At 70.3% G+C, this 13,840-nt stretch carries 10 protein-coding genes; 4 read left to right on the forward strand and 6 right to left on the reverse strand.

The window, feature by feature from the left end; all coding sequences use genetic code 11:
• Nucleotides 1–11: 11 nt before the first annotated feature.
• From ACT3UF_RS04585 to ACT3UF_RS04600, 4 genes are all read right to left on the reverse strand, one after another.
• Nucleotides 12–2,114 (reverse strand): heparinase II/III domain-containing protein, encoded by a 2,103-nt coding sequence (locus ACT3UF_RS04585; protein WP_441445942.1) that lies wholly within the window; start codon nucleotides 2,112–2,114, stop codon nucleotides 12–14.
• Between the two features lie 76 nt (nucleotides 2,115–2,190).
• Nucleotides 2,191–3,072 carry a sugar phosphate isomerase/epimerase family protein gene (locus tag ACT3UF_RS04590; RefSeq protein ID WP_441445943.1) on the reverse strand — a complete coding sequence of 294 codons (882 nt, stop codon included), beginning with the start codon at nucleotides 3,070–3,072 and terminating at the stop codon, nucleotides 2,191–2,193.
• The gene (locus ACT3UF_RS04595) at nucleotides 3,069–4,355 is read right to left on the reverse strand and encodes a DUF993 family protein (protein ID WP_441445944.1); all 1,287 of its coding nucleotides are present in this window, start codon (nucleotides 4,353–4,355) and stop codon (nucleotides 3,069–3,071) included. Before ACT3UF_RS04595 ends, ACT3UF_RS04590 begins: the two co-directional genes overlap by 4 nt.
• Nucleotides 4,356–4,360: 5 nt before the next feature.
• Entirely contained in the window at nucleotides 4,361–5,515 is a 1,155-nt protein-coding gene (locus tag ACT3UF_RS04600; protein WP_441445945.1) for a Gfo/Idh/MocA family protein, read from the reverse strand.
• 340 nt (nucleotides 5,516–5,855) lie between these two features.
• Between ACT3UF_RS04600 and ACT3UF_RS04605 the strand changes: the two genes are divergently transcribed.
• From ACT3UF_RS04605 to ACT3UF_RS04615, 3 genes are all read left to right on the forward strand, one after another.
• Nucleotides 5,856–8,150, forward strand: coding sequence for a glycosyl hydrolase family 95 catalytic domain-containing protein (locus ACT3UF_RS04605; protein ID WP_441445946.1), 2,295 nt, complete (start codon nucleotides 5,856–5,858; stop codon nucleotides 8,148–8,150).
• Nucleotides 8,151–8,224: 74 nt separating this feature from the next.
• Nucleotides 8,225–9,766: a hypothetical protein gene (locus tag ACT3UF_RS04610; RefSeq protein ID WP_441445947.1), complete on the forward strand. Its 1,542-nt coding sequence runs from the start codon at nucleotides 8,225–8,227 to the stop codon at nucleotides 9,764–9,766.
• A 77-nt stretch (nucleotides 9,767–9,843) separates the two neighbouring features.
• A complete protein-coding gene (locus ACT3UF_RS04615) occupies nucleotides 9,844–10,377 on the forward strand; it encodes an AAA family ATPase (RefSeq protein ID WP_441445948.1) in 534 nt (177 codons plus the stop codon).
• 10 nt (nucleotides 10,378–10,387) lie between these two features.
• Here ACT3UF_RS04615 and ACT3UF_RS04620 read toward each other — a convergent pair whose 3' ends face one another.
• Nucleotides 10,388–10,879, reverse strand: a complete 492-nt coding sequence (locus tag ACT3UF_RS04620; protein WP_441445949.1) for a hypothetical protein — start codon at nucleotides 10,877–10,879, stop codon at nucleotides 10,388–10,390.
• A gap of 439 nt (nucleotides 10,880–11,318) precedes the next feature.
• Here ACT3UF_RS04620 and ACT3UF_RS04625 point away from each other — a divergent pair, with 439 nt between their 5' ends.
• Nucleotides 11,319–12,896: a DUF222 domain-containing protein gene (locus tag ACT3UF_RS04625; protein WP_444608110.1), complete on the forward strand. Its 1,578-nt coding sequence runs from the start codon at nucleotides 11,319–11,321 to the stop codon at nucleotides 12,894–12,896.
• A 52-nt stretch (nucleotides 12,897–12,948) separates the two neighbouring features.
• Here ACT3UF_RS04625 and ACT3UF_RS04630 read toward each other — a convergent pair whose 3' ends face one another.
• Nucleotides 12,949–13,821: a phytanoyl-CoA dioxygenase family protein gene (locus tag ACT3UF_RS04630; RefSeq protein ID WP_441445202.1), complete on the reverse strand. Its 873-nt coding sequence runs from the start codon at nucleotides 13,819–13,821 to the stop codon at nucleotides 12,949–12,951.
• Between the last annotated feature and the right edge of the window lie 19 nt (nucleotides 13,822–13,840).

Here is a 13,840-nt window from a genome sequence, read left to right on the forward strand (position 1 = left end):
GAGGCGGACCGTCACCGCGGCGCATCGCTCCCGGCGGAGCGCACCGTGACCGTCGCCGTCCCGGCATCAGCAACGGTCAGGCGCAGGCGGTGCACCGCTGCTCCCCAGGAGGCGGCGAGCAACGGGTCCCCGATCTCCCGGCGCTCGAGCGTCCCGCTGCCGAGCGCGGGGGCCCAACGGATCTCGGCGAGCGCCCCGGACGGAGCACGCACCAGCAGCAGGCCGGGGCGGTGGTCGATCGGGTCGCCGGCGATCACGTGGTTCAGCACCACGTCAGGAACGGCAGGGACGGCAGGGGCGTCCGGGGCGGACGCGCGCTCGGCGGGGCCGACGGGATCCAGGAGCCAGGTGTCCTCGATCCGCACCACGGCACCTGCCACGGCGCCCGGCTCGGCGCCCGGCCCGGCCCCTCGGTCCAGGGAGATGCTCCGGCGGTAGGAGCGCAGCCCGGCCTCCACCGGATACGCCGCCGCGAGCTCGAGCTCGAGCGTCGAGGTCGCCCCGCGATTCTGGTCGTCGGGAGTCGAGGAGCCCGACGCTGAGGAGCCCGTCCCCGACAGGCCCTGCGCCGATCGGCTCAGTCGTGCGGTCACCTCGCGGGCGCGGTACTCGGGGCCGACGCCCTGCTGGTGCCCCCGGATCTCGGGCAGGTTGTGCCAGGAGCTGGTCATGGTCCAGATCTCATAGCGGCGATCGGTGAAGGTCAGCGCGGTGTAGGTGGGCTGGCCGAGGTCGATCAGCACCGGGGCGCCATCGAGAGCGACCAGGTAGGAGCCCACGTCGAGGTGGTTGTGGGCCTCGTCGTTGTGACCGCCCTTGGCGGCGAGCGCGAGCCCGGAGGGATCACCCTCGCGTTCCCGCGCCACCAGCAGCTGGACCTCTGGCAGCCAGGTCCGGGCAGGGTACGGCGGTCGAGCTCCGGCGCTGTCGGCAGCCGCCCAGTGCTTGTCGCCGAGGGCGGTCAGCACCCGCCCGAGGCCGAGCTGGGGCTGCACCCGCGGGATCGGACGGTCGCCGCGATGGGCGAGGGCCTGGGCGACCACGTCGTCCGCGCCGAGGTGTCGGCCCCAGCGGTGCAGCACGTCCCAGGGCAGCTCGTCGGCGGGAGGCCGGGCCGGGCCGTCGGCGACGTTGACGAACCAGCCCCCACCGAGGTCCATGCCCTGCGGATAGCGCAGCAACCGGGCGATGACGTCGATTCCTGTCACCGCGTCCCGGCTCAGGGTGCCTCCGGAGGCGGTGATCAGCAGGTCGATGGCTTCCAGCAGCCGCGAGGCGCCGTTCCAGAAGTAGGAGAACCCCTCATCGATCCCCCCGTCGGCCGGGAAGGAGGCGAGGTAGCGGTCCAGCTGAGCGATCGAGAGGGCGAGGACGGCATCGCGGGTCCCGCGGTCCGACTCCTCCTCGAGCAGGAAGAGGGCAGCGGTGAGCAGATGCTGATGGATCCACCCGGTCCAGTTGTGCGCCGCCCCATGCAGCCAATGCCAGTCGCGACGCGCCAGGTAGGGGTCGAACACGCGCCGCCGCGCCTCCCATCGCAGCCGCTGCCGCAGCCCCGGCACGCGCTCGTCGAGCTCCTCCCCCAGGGCAAGATCCGCCCAGGCGATCACCTGGAGGGTCTGTGCCGCGCCCAGATCAACGATCGGCGCCTCCGGATCCGGGACCACCCATCCCCGCAGGTCATGCGCCTGTTCGTGGGCGACCCAGCACCAGGTCGAGAGCTCGCACAGCAGCATCAGCCCGTCGGCCGCCCGGTCGACCCAGCGGGCCTCCCCCGTGGCGAGGGCGGCGAGCACGGCCTCCCCGGTCATGATGCCGAGCCGGCGCACCTCGTCCTCATAGTCGGTGCGCACGCCCTCGCGCCAGAACCGCGTGTACCGGCTCAGCAGCGGGAAGGGCAGCGGATCCGCGGCGGACGCGAGCGCCGGGGCGGTCATCGCCTCCCGCAGCTGCACGGAAGGTCGGGCGGGAAGGGGGATCCGTTCCCGCGCCCCATCGAGAGCCCGGGACAGCTTGATGGGCAGGACGGCGCGAGCAGCTGCCTCCGGGCCGACGCCATGCTCATCCTCAGCATCGACCTCGAGTCCCCACGCAGTGCGCAGCGGCGATGTCATCTCCACGATTCGGTCCCTCAGCTCAAGGCTCCATCCGATTGCCCGACTCCTCCCGCTCGTTCCTCGCAGTTCGTCGTCAGGCGAAAGGCAGCACCAGCTGTTCGAAGCGCTCGGCGATGATCTTCGCGGACTCGTCGGCCGGGGTGGCCCAGACGTCCTCGTTGAAGATCTCGACCTCGATGTCGCCGGTGTAGCCGGCGGCCTTGATCATGCGGGTGATCGACGGGAAGTCGATGAAGCCGTCGCCCATGTAGCCGCGGGAGTTCAGCGGCTCCGCGGCCAGCGGCAGGTTCCAGTCGCACACCTGGTAGCTGAACAGGCGATCCGCTGCCGCGGCACGCTGGATGGCGCGCTCGAGATACGGATCCCACCACACGTGATAAGTGTCCACGACGACACCTGCGGCCGCGCTGCCGGACGCTTCAGCGATGTCGAGGGCCTGGTCGATGGTGGAGACCACGGCGCGGTCCGCGGCGAACATCGGGTGCAGCGGTTCGATGGACAGCGTCACCCCGCGCTCGGCGGCATAGGGGGCGAGCTCGGCGACGGCCTCGGTGACCCGGGTCCGGGCGCCGATGATGTCCTTGTCCGCCTTGTCCACTCCGCCGACGACGAGCACCAGGGTGGGCGCTCCGAGTGTGGCGGTCTCGTCGATCGCGCGACGGTTGTCCGTCAGCGCCGCCTCCCTGTCGACCTCGGCGGAGGCGGTGAGGAAGCCGCCGCGGCACAGGCTGCTCACGCGCAGCCCCGCATCGTCGACCCGGCGCCGCAGGGCATCCAGCCCGACCTCCGCGACGTCCTGGCGCCACAGACCCACCGCGTCGATCCCCCGGGCGGTCGTGGCCTCGAGGAAGTCCTGGAGCGGGGTGGTGCGGAAGCTCCAGCGATTCAGGGACAGGCGCGGGGTCCCGGTGCCGAGCCGCGCGGAGGGCGAGGTAAGGGAGGGTGAGGTGGTCATGCGGCATCTCCGTTCGAGGTGGTTCCATCGGCCGCGATCTCGTAGCCGGCCTGGCGCAGCATGCCGTGCCAGCGTTCGGCGGCCAGCGCAGGTTGCTCAAGATTGCCGGTGGTGGCGGCGAGCTCGATGGTGCGCGAGAGGTGCGGGAGGCTGCGGGCCGAGTGCATGCCGCCCACCATGACGAACGCCTGCTGGTGGCCGTTGAGCCAGGCCAGGAAGGCGACCCCGGTCTTGTAGTGGGGGGTGGGGGCGGAGAAGATGTGGCGGCCCAGCTCCTCTGAGGCGTCCAGGATCCGCGAGGCCTCGGCTGGATCGCCCGCATCCAGCGCCTGCACTGCGGCGGACGCGGCGGGAGCGGTCGCGGCGAAGGCACCCAGCAAAGCGTCGGAGTACTTCCCGAGCACCTGCTCTCCCCCGGTATCGGCGGTGAAGGTGCCGTCGCCCACGATGAGGTGGGAGAAGTGGAAGTCGTCCCCGGTGAGCATCCGCACGCCCTCGGGGAGCCGCTCGCGCACCGCGATCTCTGCGGCGTCATCCAGCAGGCTCATCTTCACCCCGCGGATCTTCGCGGGATCCGCCTCGATGATGCGCAGCATCGTCTCTGCAGCGTCCGCGCTCGTCGAACTGCCGAAGTAGCCCTCGAGCTGCGGATCGAACACGGTGCCCAGCCAGTGCAGCACGACAGGTGCGGTGGCCGCGTCGAGCACCCGGCGGTAGACGTCCTCGTACTCGGCCGCGGTCGTCGCGGCGCGCGCGAGGTGGCGGCTGGCCATCAGCACAGCGCCGGCGCCGGTGGCCTCGGTGGCGCGAAGCTGTTCGATATAGGCCTCGGTGATCTCGTCCAGGCTGAGCTCATGCTCGCTGCGCTGGTCGGTGTTGACCCCGGCGACCACCAGATCGCTCACTGTCGCACCGGCCGGGAACACGGCGGAGATCTCCGGATCCGCGAGCGCGGCGCGGGCGGCGTCGGCCGTGCGAGTGATGAGCTCGCGGGTCGCGACCGGATCCAGGCCCATGTTGCGCTGGGCGGTGTCCATCGCGTCGGCCACCCCGAGCCCGCGGGACCACATCGTGCGGCGGAAGGCGAGCGTGGCATCCCAGTCGATGTCCGCCGGGGCGCCGGGGGTGTTGTCCCCGTGCACCTGCGGGACCACGTGCACCGCCGCATAGACCACGCGGGAGCGCAGCGGCGCGGTCGGCGTGGCGAAGGCGGGCGCGCCGGCGAGCGGTATCGAGCGCAGCGCACCGCCCTCATCCAGCAGTGTCAGCTGCAGGTCACTCACGGCGCTCACACCTCCGTCAGCGGGTCGAGCGCGATCCGACGACCCTCGGCGGAGCTGGTGAGCCCGGCCTCGGCGAGGCGCACGCCCCGAGCGCCCGAGAGGAAGTCGAAGGGGTACTCGCGACCCTCAACATAGTGGCGCAGGAAGTCCTCCCACTGCACCTTGAAGCCGTTGTCGAACTGCTCGTTGTCCGGCACCTCGATCCAGTCGGCCCGGTAGTCGTGGCCGTCCTTGACATCGGGGTTCCACACGGGCTTCGGGGTCGCCTCGCGCGGCTGGATGCGCGCGCCGTGCAGGCCGACGACGGCGCTGCCCTTCGTGCCGTCGACCTGGAACTCGACGAGCTCATCGCGGTGGACGCGCACATCCCAGCTGGAGTTCATCTGCACCACGGTGCCGCCCTCGAGGCGGAAGACGCCGTAGGCCGCGTCGTCGGCGGTCGCGACGTACTCCTGGCCCTTCTCATCCCAGCGCTTCCCGATGTGGGTGGCGGTCTGGGCGTAGACGTCCTCGATGCGGCCGAACAGCTCCTCGATGACGTAGTTCCAGTGGGGGAACATGTCCGCGACGATGCCGCCGCCGTCCTCGCTGCGGTAGTTCCAGGAGGGGCGCTGCGCCTGCTGCCAGTCCCCCTCGTAGACCCAGTAGCCGAACTCGCCGCGCACGGAGAGGATCTCGCCGAAGAAGCCGGAGTCGATCAGGCGGCGCAGCTTGAGCAGGCCGGGCAGGTAGAGCTTGTCGTGGACGACGCCGTTGACGGTGCCGTGCTCCTTGGCGAGTGTCGCGAGCTCGAGCGCGTCCTCGAAGGACTCCGCCGTGGGCTTCTCGGTGTAGATCGCCTTGCCGGCGGCGATCGCCTTCTTGAGGTTCGCGACCCGCAGGTTCGTCACCAGCGCGTCGAAGTAGACCTCATAGTCGGGGTTCGCGAGCGCCTCATCGACGTCGGTCGTCCACTTCGTCAGGCCGTGCTTCTCGGCCACTCCGCGCAGCTTCTCCTCGTTGCGCCCGACCAGTAGCAGGTCCGGCAGGAGGCGGTCGCCGTCAGCGAGCTCCACGCCACCCTGCTCCTGGATGGCGAGCAGGGACCGCACCAGGTGCTGGCGATAGCCCATCCGCCCCGTGGCGCCGTTGACAATGATCCCGATCCTGCGTGTAGCCATGCTGCTGCTCCCTGGTGTCCCGTGGCCCGCGAGCTTCGATGCCCGACGGCAACCGCTTTCCTTTCGTCCATTAGATCATGGTGTCGACCACTGGGCAAGCCCTTGCCTGCGCTCGCGCGCCCCGCCCCACCCCGCTGCCACCTGGGCGCCCCACCTGGGCATCCCTGCCCGGAGCCCGCCGCGGAGCCCTGCGAGGCGGCAACATCGGGCAAGGAGTGGCTCCGCTCGCAGCAGTGCCCGTAGGAACATCGGTACAGCGGTCTCTCCGGGGATGCGGTCGACGACGGCGCATCGGGTGGGCAGGCCCAGCTCATCCCGCGCCCCATGAAAGGCACCCTCCGTGACCTCTCCCCTCGCCCTCCACCGCCAGGGCCCCGCCGAGCGCTGGCTCGAAGCTCTCCCCCTGGGCAACGGGCGCCTCGGCGCGATGATCTGGGGCGATCCCGATGCCGCCCGGTTCTCGCTCAACGAATCCACCCTGTGGTCCGGCGGGCCCCAGACGGATGCTCCGCACCGCACCGGCCGCCGCGAGGCCGGAGCGGCCCTGGCCCGTTCCCGTGCCCTGTTCGAGAACGGCGACGTGCCCGCGGCCCAGCAGGAGATCGAGCACCTGGGTGCGTCATGGTCGCAGGCATATCTGCCGGTCGGCGACCTGTGCGTGCGTTTCGAGGGCATCGGGGAGGCCGGCTCTCCCGCTGCCGTGCCCGCTGTTCTGGCGGAGCGGATCCTGGACCTCGAGCACGCCGAGCACCGGGTGCTGGGCGAGTCCGGGGAGCAGCTGAGCTTCATCAGCCGGGCCGACGAGGTCCTCGTCCACACCGCACCCTGCCCCGACGGCGCAGTCCCGTCCCTCGAGTTCACCTCTCCCCTGGTCGAGGAGCGTCGCGAGGCCAGCGCCGACGGGCTCACGATCCTGCTGCGCGCCCCGTCGGACATCCCCGCCGGGCAGTTCCGACGCGAGCAGGAGGTCGCCTGGGAGAGCGCCGGGGCCAGCCGTGCGGCGGTCGTGGTGCGCTGGCAGGTGCAGCACGAGCGCCTGCTGTTGGTCTGCGCAGTGGCCACCACCTGGCAGGGCCTCGGGCAGGCTCCGGACAGAGACGTGCAGGAGGCCATCGACGAGGCGTCGGCACAGGCGGAGTCGGCTCTCGCCCGCGGTGAGGACGAGCTGCACCGGCGCCATCGCGCCACCCCGCTGCCGGGCGCCGGCGAGGTCGCGCTCGAGCTGAGCGGCTCCCCCGAGGCGGAGCTGCTCGCCACCAGCTTCGCCTACGGCCGCCATCTGCTGGCCTCCGCCTCACGACCCGGGCTCCCGCCCGCGAACCTGCAGGGCTTGTGGAACGCGCGCCTCGAGGCACCGTGGTCCTCGAACTACACGGTGAACATCAATCTCGAGATGAATCACTGGGCGGCCGGCGTCGCCCAGGTGCCGGAGGCCGCCGCGGCGCTCGAGCAGTACGTGGCGATGCTGCGCACCGCCGGGCAGGAGACCGCGCGCCGGCTCTACGGGGCCGACGGCTGGACGGTGCACCACAATTCCGATCCCTGGGGGTACACCGATCCGGTGCGGGGCGAGCCCTCCTGGTCGACCTGGCCGATGGGCGGGCTATGGCTCGAACGGGAGCTGGACTCCCTGGCGAGCTTCAGCGGACGCGACGCGGTCGAGATCGCCCGCGACCGCTTCCCGGCGCTCAAAGAGGCGGTCTCCTTCGCACTCTGCCTGCTCCATGAGAGCGCCGACGGCCATCTGGCCACCTTCCCCTCGACCTCGCCGGAGAATCTCTGGCTCACCGACGGGGCCACGCCCGGTGGCGCCGCGGTCAGCCTCAGCGAGGGCACCGGGATGGACCGATGGCTGCTGCACGAGTGCGCCCAGCACCTGCTGGAGGCCGCGGCGCTGCTGGGCCAGGAGCAGGATCCGGTGGTGCAGCGCACAGCCTCGGCGCTCGCGCTGGTGCCGGGCCCGAGGATCGGGGCCGACGGCCGTCTGCTCGAGTGGCATCGCGATGGTCTCGCCGAGGCCGAACCGCATCACCGGCACGTCTCCCACCTGGGCTTCCTCTACCCCGGCAACGGCCCGGTCGATTCGCGGACGGAGCAGGCCGTGGCCCGCTCCCTCGAAGCCCGCGGAGACGACGCCACCGGCTGGTCCCTGGTGTGGAAGGCCTGCCTCTGGGCACGCCTGCATCGAGGAGATCGGGTGCAGGCCCTGCTCGAGCTGTACCTGCGCCCCGCCGAGACCGCCGACGGCGAGCGCAGCGGCCTCTACCCGAACCTGTTCTCCGCCCATCCGCCGTTCCAGATCGACGGGAACCTCGGCATCGTCGCAGCCCTCGCCGAATGCCTGCTGCAGAGCCATCGCAGGGAGATCGAGCTGCTCCCGGCGCTGCCACCGGTGATGGCCGACGGGTCCGTGCGCGGGCTGCTCGCCCGCCCCGGTGTCGCGGTGGACATGGCGTGGAGCGACGGCGCTCTCACCTCTGTCCAGCTGCAGGCGACGGGCCCGGGAGCGCTCGGCACGCACCGGGTGCGCTGCGGGAACCGGGTGGTGAGCGTCCGGTTGACCGGGATGGAGCCGGTGGAGCTCAATGCCGCCGCCCTGCACAGCCCGCGGACGTCTGAGGTCGCGGAAGTCTGACACCATGGCGCCGGCTGCGGATCCCGGCGAGGGAAGGACCGCGAGCCTGCTGTCGACAGAAGGTGCGTGATGCTGTGAAGGCACGAGGACAGGGTCGAGCGGTGCTGCGCGGTCGGGCGGTGCTGAGCCGTCGAGGGTTCGCGGGGGTCGTCGGACTCACGGCGCTCGCGATGACCGGGACCCTCGGCGCCTGCACCGACGAGGAGGACGGGCAGCTCCGCATCGACGTCGTCGACGCCGCCCCCGCCTCGACCGTGCTGCCCGGCGAGGATCTCGTCCAGACCGCGCTCGCCCTCAGCTCCGCCCTGTTCGCGGCAGCCAATGCGGTCGTGGTCGCGACCCCGCAGACTCTCGCAGCACTCGCTCCCGTGAGCGCCTCCACCGGCATGCCGCTGCTGGTCGGCACCGGCCAGGGCGTCAGGGAGGAGATCTCTCGGCTCGGGGCCGTCGCCGTGGTGACCGCGAGCGGCACGGACCTCAGCGCGCTCGATGACGGGTTGGAGATCGTCGAGGACGATCCCGCGGCGCAGGATGACCCGGATCTGCCCGAGCTCAGCAGGTCCGGGCCGAGCGTCGCGGTGACCCTGCTCGTGGACCCCGAGGCAGCACTTCCCACCCAGGTCCTCGCATCGGCCGTCATCCAAGCCGTCGGCGGCAGCCTCGCCGAGATCCCCGGCGGGGTGCTCGGCCGCAGCAGCGAGACGATCGCGGCGGTCGCGGAGGCGGCGGGCGAGGATCCGGCCACCGGCGTGCTCGCACTCGGGGCGAGCTTCGGCGCGGCCGACGACTGGCCCGCCGCCCTCGAACGGACGCTCCGCACCCCGCAGCTGCCGGGCGGCGGCCACACCGCTTTCCCAGACCGGCGGATGATCGCCGCCTACGGCTCCCCCGGCGTCCCCTCGCTCGGAATCCTCGGCGAGCAGGAGATGCCGGAGGCGATCACGCGGATCCAGGAACTCGCCGCGGAATACGCGGGCCTCACCGGGGAGCCGGTGATCCCGGCCTTCGAGATCATCACCACCATGGCCTCCTCGGAGCCGGGCGGGGATGGCGACTACTCCACCGAGCGAGATCCCGAGCTGCTGCGCGAATGGGTCGAGGCAGCCGGCGAGGCCGGGGTCTATGTGGTGCTGGACCTGCAGCCCGGCACGACGGACTTCCTCACCCAGGCGCGTCTCTACGAGGACTTGCTGACCGCACCTCACGTGGGCCTGGCGCTGGATGCGGAATGGCGGCTCGAAGCCGGACAGAAGCACCTCGCACAGATCGGATCGGTCTCCGCGGCCGAGGTCAACGAGGTCGCCGAGTGGCTGGCCGCCCTCACTGCCGAGCACAGCCTCCCGCAGAAGCTCCTGATCCTCCACCAGTTCAGCCTGTCCATGATCAGCGACCGGCAGGACATCGACACCTCCCACCCGGAGCTGGCGATCACCCTGCATGCCGACGGCCATGGGGCGCCCGGGGACAAGCTCGAGACCTGGCGGGCCCTGCAACGGGATCTGCCGGAGGGGATCTTCATGGCGTGGAAGAACTTCTACGACGAGGACTCCCCCATGTTCACTCCGGAGCAGACCTACGAGGTCGAGCCCCGGCCCTGGTTCGTCTCGTACCAGTGAGCGTGTACCGGTGAGCGGCACGCGGCGCCATAGGGTGAAGGGTGCGATAGGGCGCGTCCGGGCCCGAGAATAGAAGCATGCAGCGTTCCAGGATCCTCATCATGGGAGCCAGCGGCTCCGGGACGACGACGCTCGCGCGCGCCCTGGCCGATCGCTGGGCTGTGCCCCATGCCGATGCGGATGACTACTTCTGGCTCCCGTCCAGCCCGCCCTACACCCGGAAGCGGCCCGCAGCAGATCGGATTGCTCTCATGGAGGCCATCTTCGTGCCGCGTGAGGCGTGGGTGCTGTCCGGCTCGCTGCTCGGCTGGGGGGAGAGCGTCGTGGCACAGTGCGATGCCGTCGTGTTCCTGACTCTTGATCCGGAGGAGCGCCTGCGCAGGCTCGAGACCCGCGAAGCAGTCCGGCGAGCGGGACAGAGCTTCGATCCCGCTGCCTGGGAGGAGTTCCGGAACTGGGCTCGCAGCTACGACGATCCGTCCTTCACCGGGCGCAGCCGGGGAGGCCATGAAGCGTGGCTCGAGTCCCTGGAGAAGCCGCTGCTGCGTCTGGACAGCGCCCTGCCCGGAACTCGGCTCGTCGACGCGGTGCTCGCCTGGGACCAGTGCTGACCTCTCCTGCTCAGCCGGCCCGCAGGTGCGCGAGGAGCAGACCGATCGGGATGCTCACCACGGTCAGCACGAGCACCGCCCGATAGGTCCACGACGCCCAGACCGGGCCCTTCGCGCCGCGGCCGACGGCACGGATCATCAGCACTATCGTCACCACGAGCAGCAGCCCGCCGACATCGACGATCCACGGCGACGAGAGCATCGTCCCGACGATCACCGCGAGGCACCCCAGGTTCCAGGTCAGCAGCTCAGCCCGGAGCATGCCGGGCGAGGGACGCCGCGCCGCGAGGGCGTGCTGGGACACGCCGAGACCTGCCTGCAACACACCGCCGACGAGCACCTGGAAGGCCGCAGCCCAGGAACCGTGCTCGAGCGCGAGCGGGCCCGTCACCGCGGCGACCAGCCCTCCCGTGATCACCCAGACGCCGGCGATCACACGAAAGGGCAGATCCTCCCGAAGGGGTGTCCCCTTCGCGGGCCCGGAGTCGACATGGTCGGTCATGTCGACCATTCTCTCGCGTCTGCGAGGGGCGGCTGGGGCGGGCTGGGGGCAAGCTGTCGAGGCCCGCCGGATCGCTACCGGCCGGATCACTACCGGCCTGGCTCCTCCATCCGGATCGCTGTCGGCCTGGCCCCTCCATCCAGATCACTACCGACCTGGGCCCCCCGGCCTGCCCCCTCCCCCAGCTGTGCCGCCACGCGGCCCTCACCGTTCCTCCCCACAGCAGGGTTATCCACATTTCCTCCCGCCATACGACAGCATTTCCGAATGTCATCTCTCCTCCACACTGCCGGGTTATCCACAAAATCCACAATTGCGCCTCCGGCCCTAGCGGGAAGGCGTCCCTTGGCGTAAAATATTGAGAAGAGAAGGAAAGTTGAACGCGATGCTTGATGCACAGCTTCCGAACGTGCAAGAACGACCGAGAAAGGGGCGGGGAATGTCTTCCACCATGGAAACACGGCCGCCCCGAGGCTCCGCCGCCTCCGGCAAGAAGGCAGCTGGCCAGTCCTTGCAGGAAGCCTCCGAACCCGCCCGAGAGACGGAGCCCCCGCGCACGCCGGTCCGCGCCCGTAAGCCGCTGGATCCGGAGGGCTTCGCCGCGCACGCCTGGTGCGAGCCAGGGTCTCTCGAGGTCCATGCGGCGCAGGAACTCTTCGCCACGCATCATGAGGAAGCCCGCGGCTACGCAGAGCGACTGCGCAAGCTTGCGACGCTCTGGGACGACACGGATGGCGCGGATGACGACGGAGACACCTACGCGATCCTCGTCGCCGATGCGCGTCGAGTCACCCTGGACCAGGCTCGGTCGCTGCTCCGGGATGCCTGCACCGCCGTCACCTCCCTCCCGCGCACCCTCGCACGCCTCGAAGCCGGACACCTCCCTGTCGCCTGGTTCGAGCAGCTGCTGCGCCGCGTGCGTCGTCTCACCTCCGACCAGTGTTGGCAGGTCGATGAGCGGGTGGCGGACTGGGATCTCGAGAACATCAGCTGCGATCGGTTCTCTCGGGAGCTCGGGAAGCTGATCGCCTGGTTCGGCACGACTGCCGTGCGGTCCACGCCTGCCGAGCAGCGCGACGTCGCCCTCGAGGTGAATCCGGAGCATGACGGCACCGCCCGCCTCGGGATCACCGGGCCTGTCCACGAGATCATCGCCCTCTCCCACCGCCTCGACGCCGCCGCGCGTGCTGTCCAGAACGACCAGCGCCATGCCCTCGAGGAAGGTCGCCCCGTCCCCTTCGACATCGATGGCGACGCCGCCCGCGACGGCCACCATCTGACCCTCGCGGCCCTGCGCTATGCGATCCTCACCCGCACCATGCTCGACACCGGGGGCATCGAAGTCCCGGGGAGTCGACTTCGGCTCAACGTCGTCGTCCCCGCAATGACGCTGCTCGGCGAATCAGAGGCCCCCGGAACGATCGACGGAACGATCCCGCTGCCCGCGTCGATGGCCCGCCACCTCGCGGCTGGCGAAAGCACCTGGTACCGAATTCTCACCGAACCCGCCAAAGGCGCCTTCCTCCCACTGCATCCCACACGATATTCGCCCACGCCTTCGATGCAAGAGCATCTGCGCCTCCTCGATCCCGTATGCGCCGTCCCCGGATGCACCAGAAATGTCTGCACCGTGGGAGAAGCGGATCATATCGAAGAGTACGATCACGAGAATCCCGAGAATGGCGGCCAGACGGAGATCGACAATCTTCATCGATTGTGCTGGAAGCACCATGAGATGAAGACTCGCGGCCTCATCGATCCGGTGCGAGAACCGGATGGGAGCACCACCTGGGTCATCGCCGGGCAGGCCCGCATCCGAGCGAGACAGAACTACGACCTGCTCACGCCGGTACTCGCCAAAGCCCTCCAGCACTCCTGGAATGTCTACGAGGAGATGCTCGCCTGGGAGGCAGCGCGCGGCCTCGGGCTCCTCCAGGACACCGACCCGGCACCGCTGCCCGGCACGCCTCCGGACACCGAACCCGAGCCCGAGCCCGAGCCCGAACCACCCTTCTGACCGGAACTTCGGCTCCGCCCGCGCCTGTGCCTGCGCCCGTGCCCACCCGCGCTCAGTGGTTGCGCGCCACCCAACCCTCGCCGCACTCCCCGCCGTACTCGGAGGCGTCGATCCGCACCTCATCACCCGCAGCGTCGAGCAGCGGCTGGTAGGCGGCGGCCACCTCCCGACTGCCCTCGGGGATGTAGTGGAAGATCAGCGAACGACGGAAACGGTCGGTGCTCGTGTTGGGCTTCGATCCGTGCACCAGGCTGCCGTGGAAGATGAGCATGTCGCCGGCCTTCATCTCCGTCTGCTCGACCCGAAGGTGCGCGGGGATGCTCACCGTGATGGTGGTGAACGATTCTGAGGCGTCGGCTTCCTCAGGACATTCGATCTCGTAGCGGTGGGTTCCGGGCACCACGCCGAGCGCCCCGTTCTCGGCATCGCAGTCATCGACCGCGATCCAGGCCGCGATGCAGGTCTCCGGGTGGGACTGTAGGAAGTAGTTGTCCTGATGCATGGCCTGACCGCGAGCACCGGCCGGCTTGAAGTAGAACATCGACTGCGCCGCCCATACCGGGCCCACTGCCTCGATCACCCGCCCCATCACCCGCTTCTCGAGCAGCCAGCGCCGGGCGAGCTGCCCCGGGTGATGATCAGCCCGATGCGGCTGGATCATCCGCGGATAGGCACGCAGCGGGTCCCCCTCGGGGATCTCTCCGAAGGACCCGCCGCTGCCATCGGTCTCGATGTGGGTGGTGAAGCTGTCGCGCAGCTCGCCGATCTCCTCCGCAGTGAGCACGCCGCGCAGGTGCACCGCGCCGTTGCGGTCGTAGGCATCAGCCAGCCGGCGCGGATCCAGGCCCTCTGCATCGAGGACCTGGAGTCCGGTGGGCTCTGCAGGGGTCGAGCGGCCGATGGGGGCTTCCGAAGTGGTCGTCATGATGCCAGTCTGAGTCCAC

The organism is Brachybacterium sp. AOP24-D1-21 (genome assembly GCF_052378665.1).
Classification (GTDB): Bacteria; Actinomycetota; Actinomycetes; order Actinomycetales; family Dermabacteraceae; genus Brachybacterium.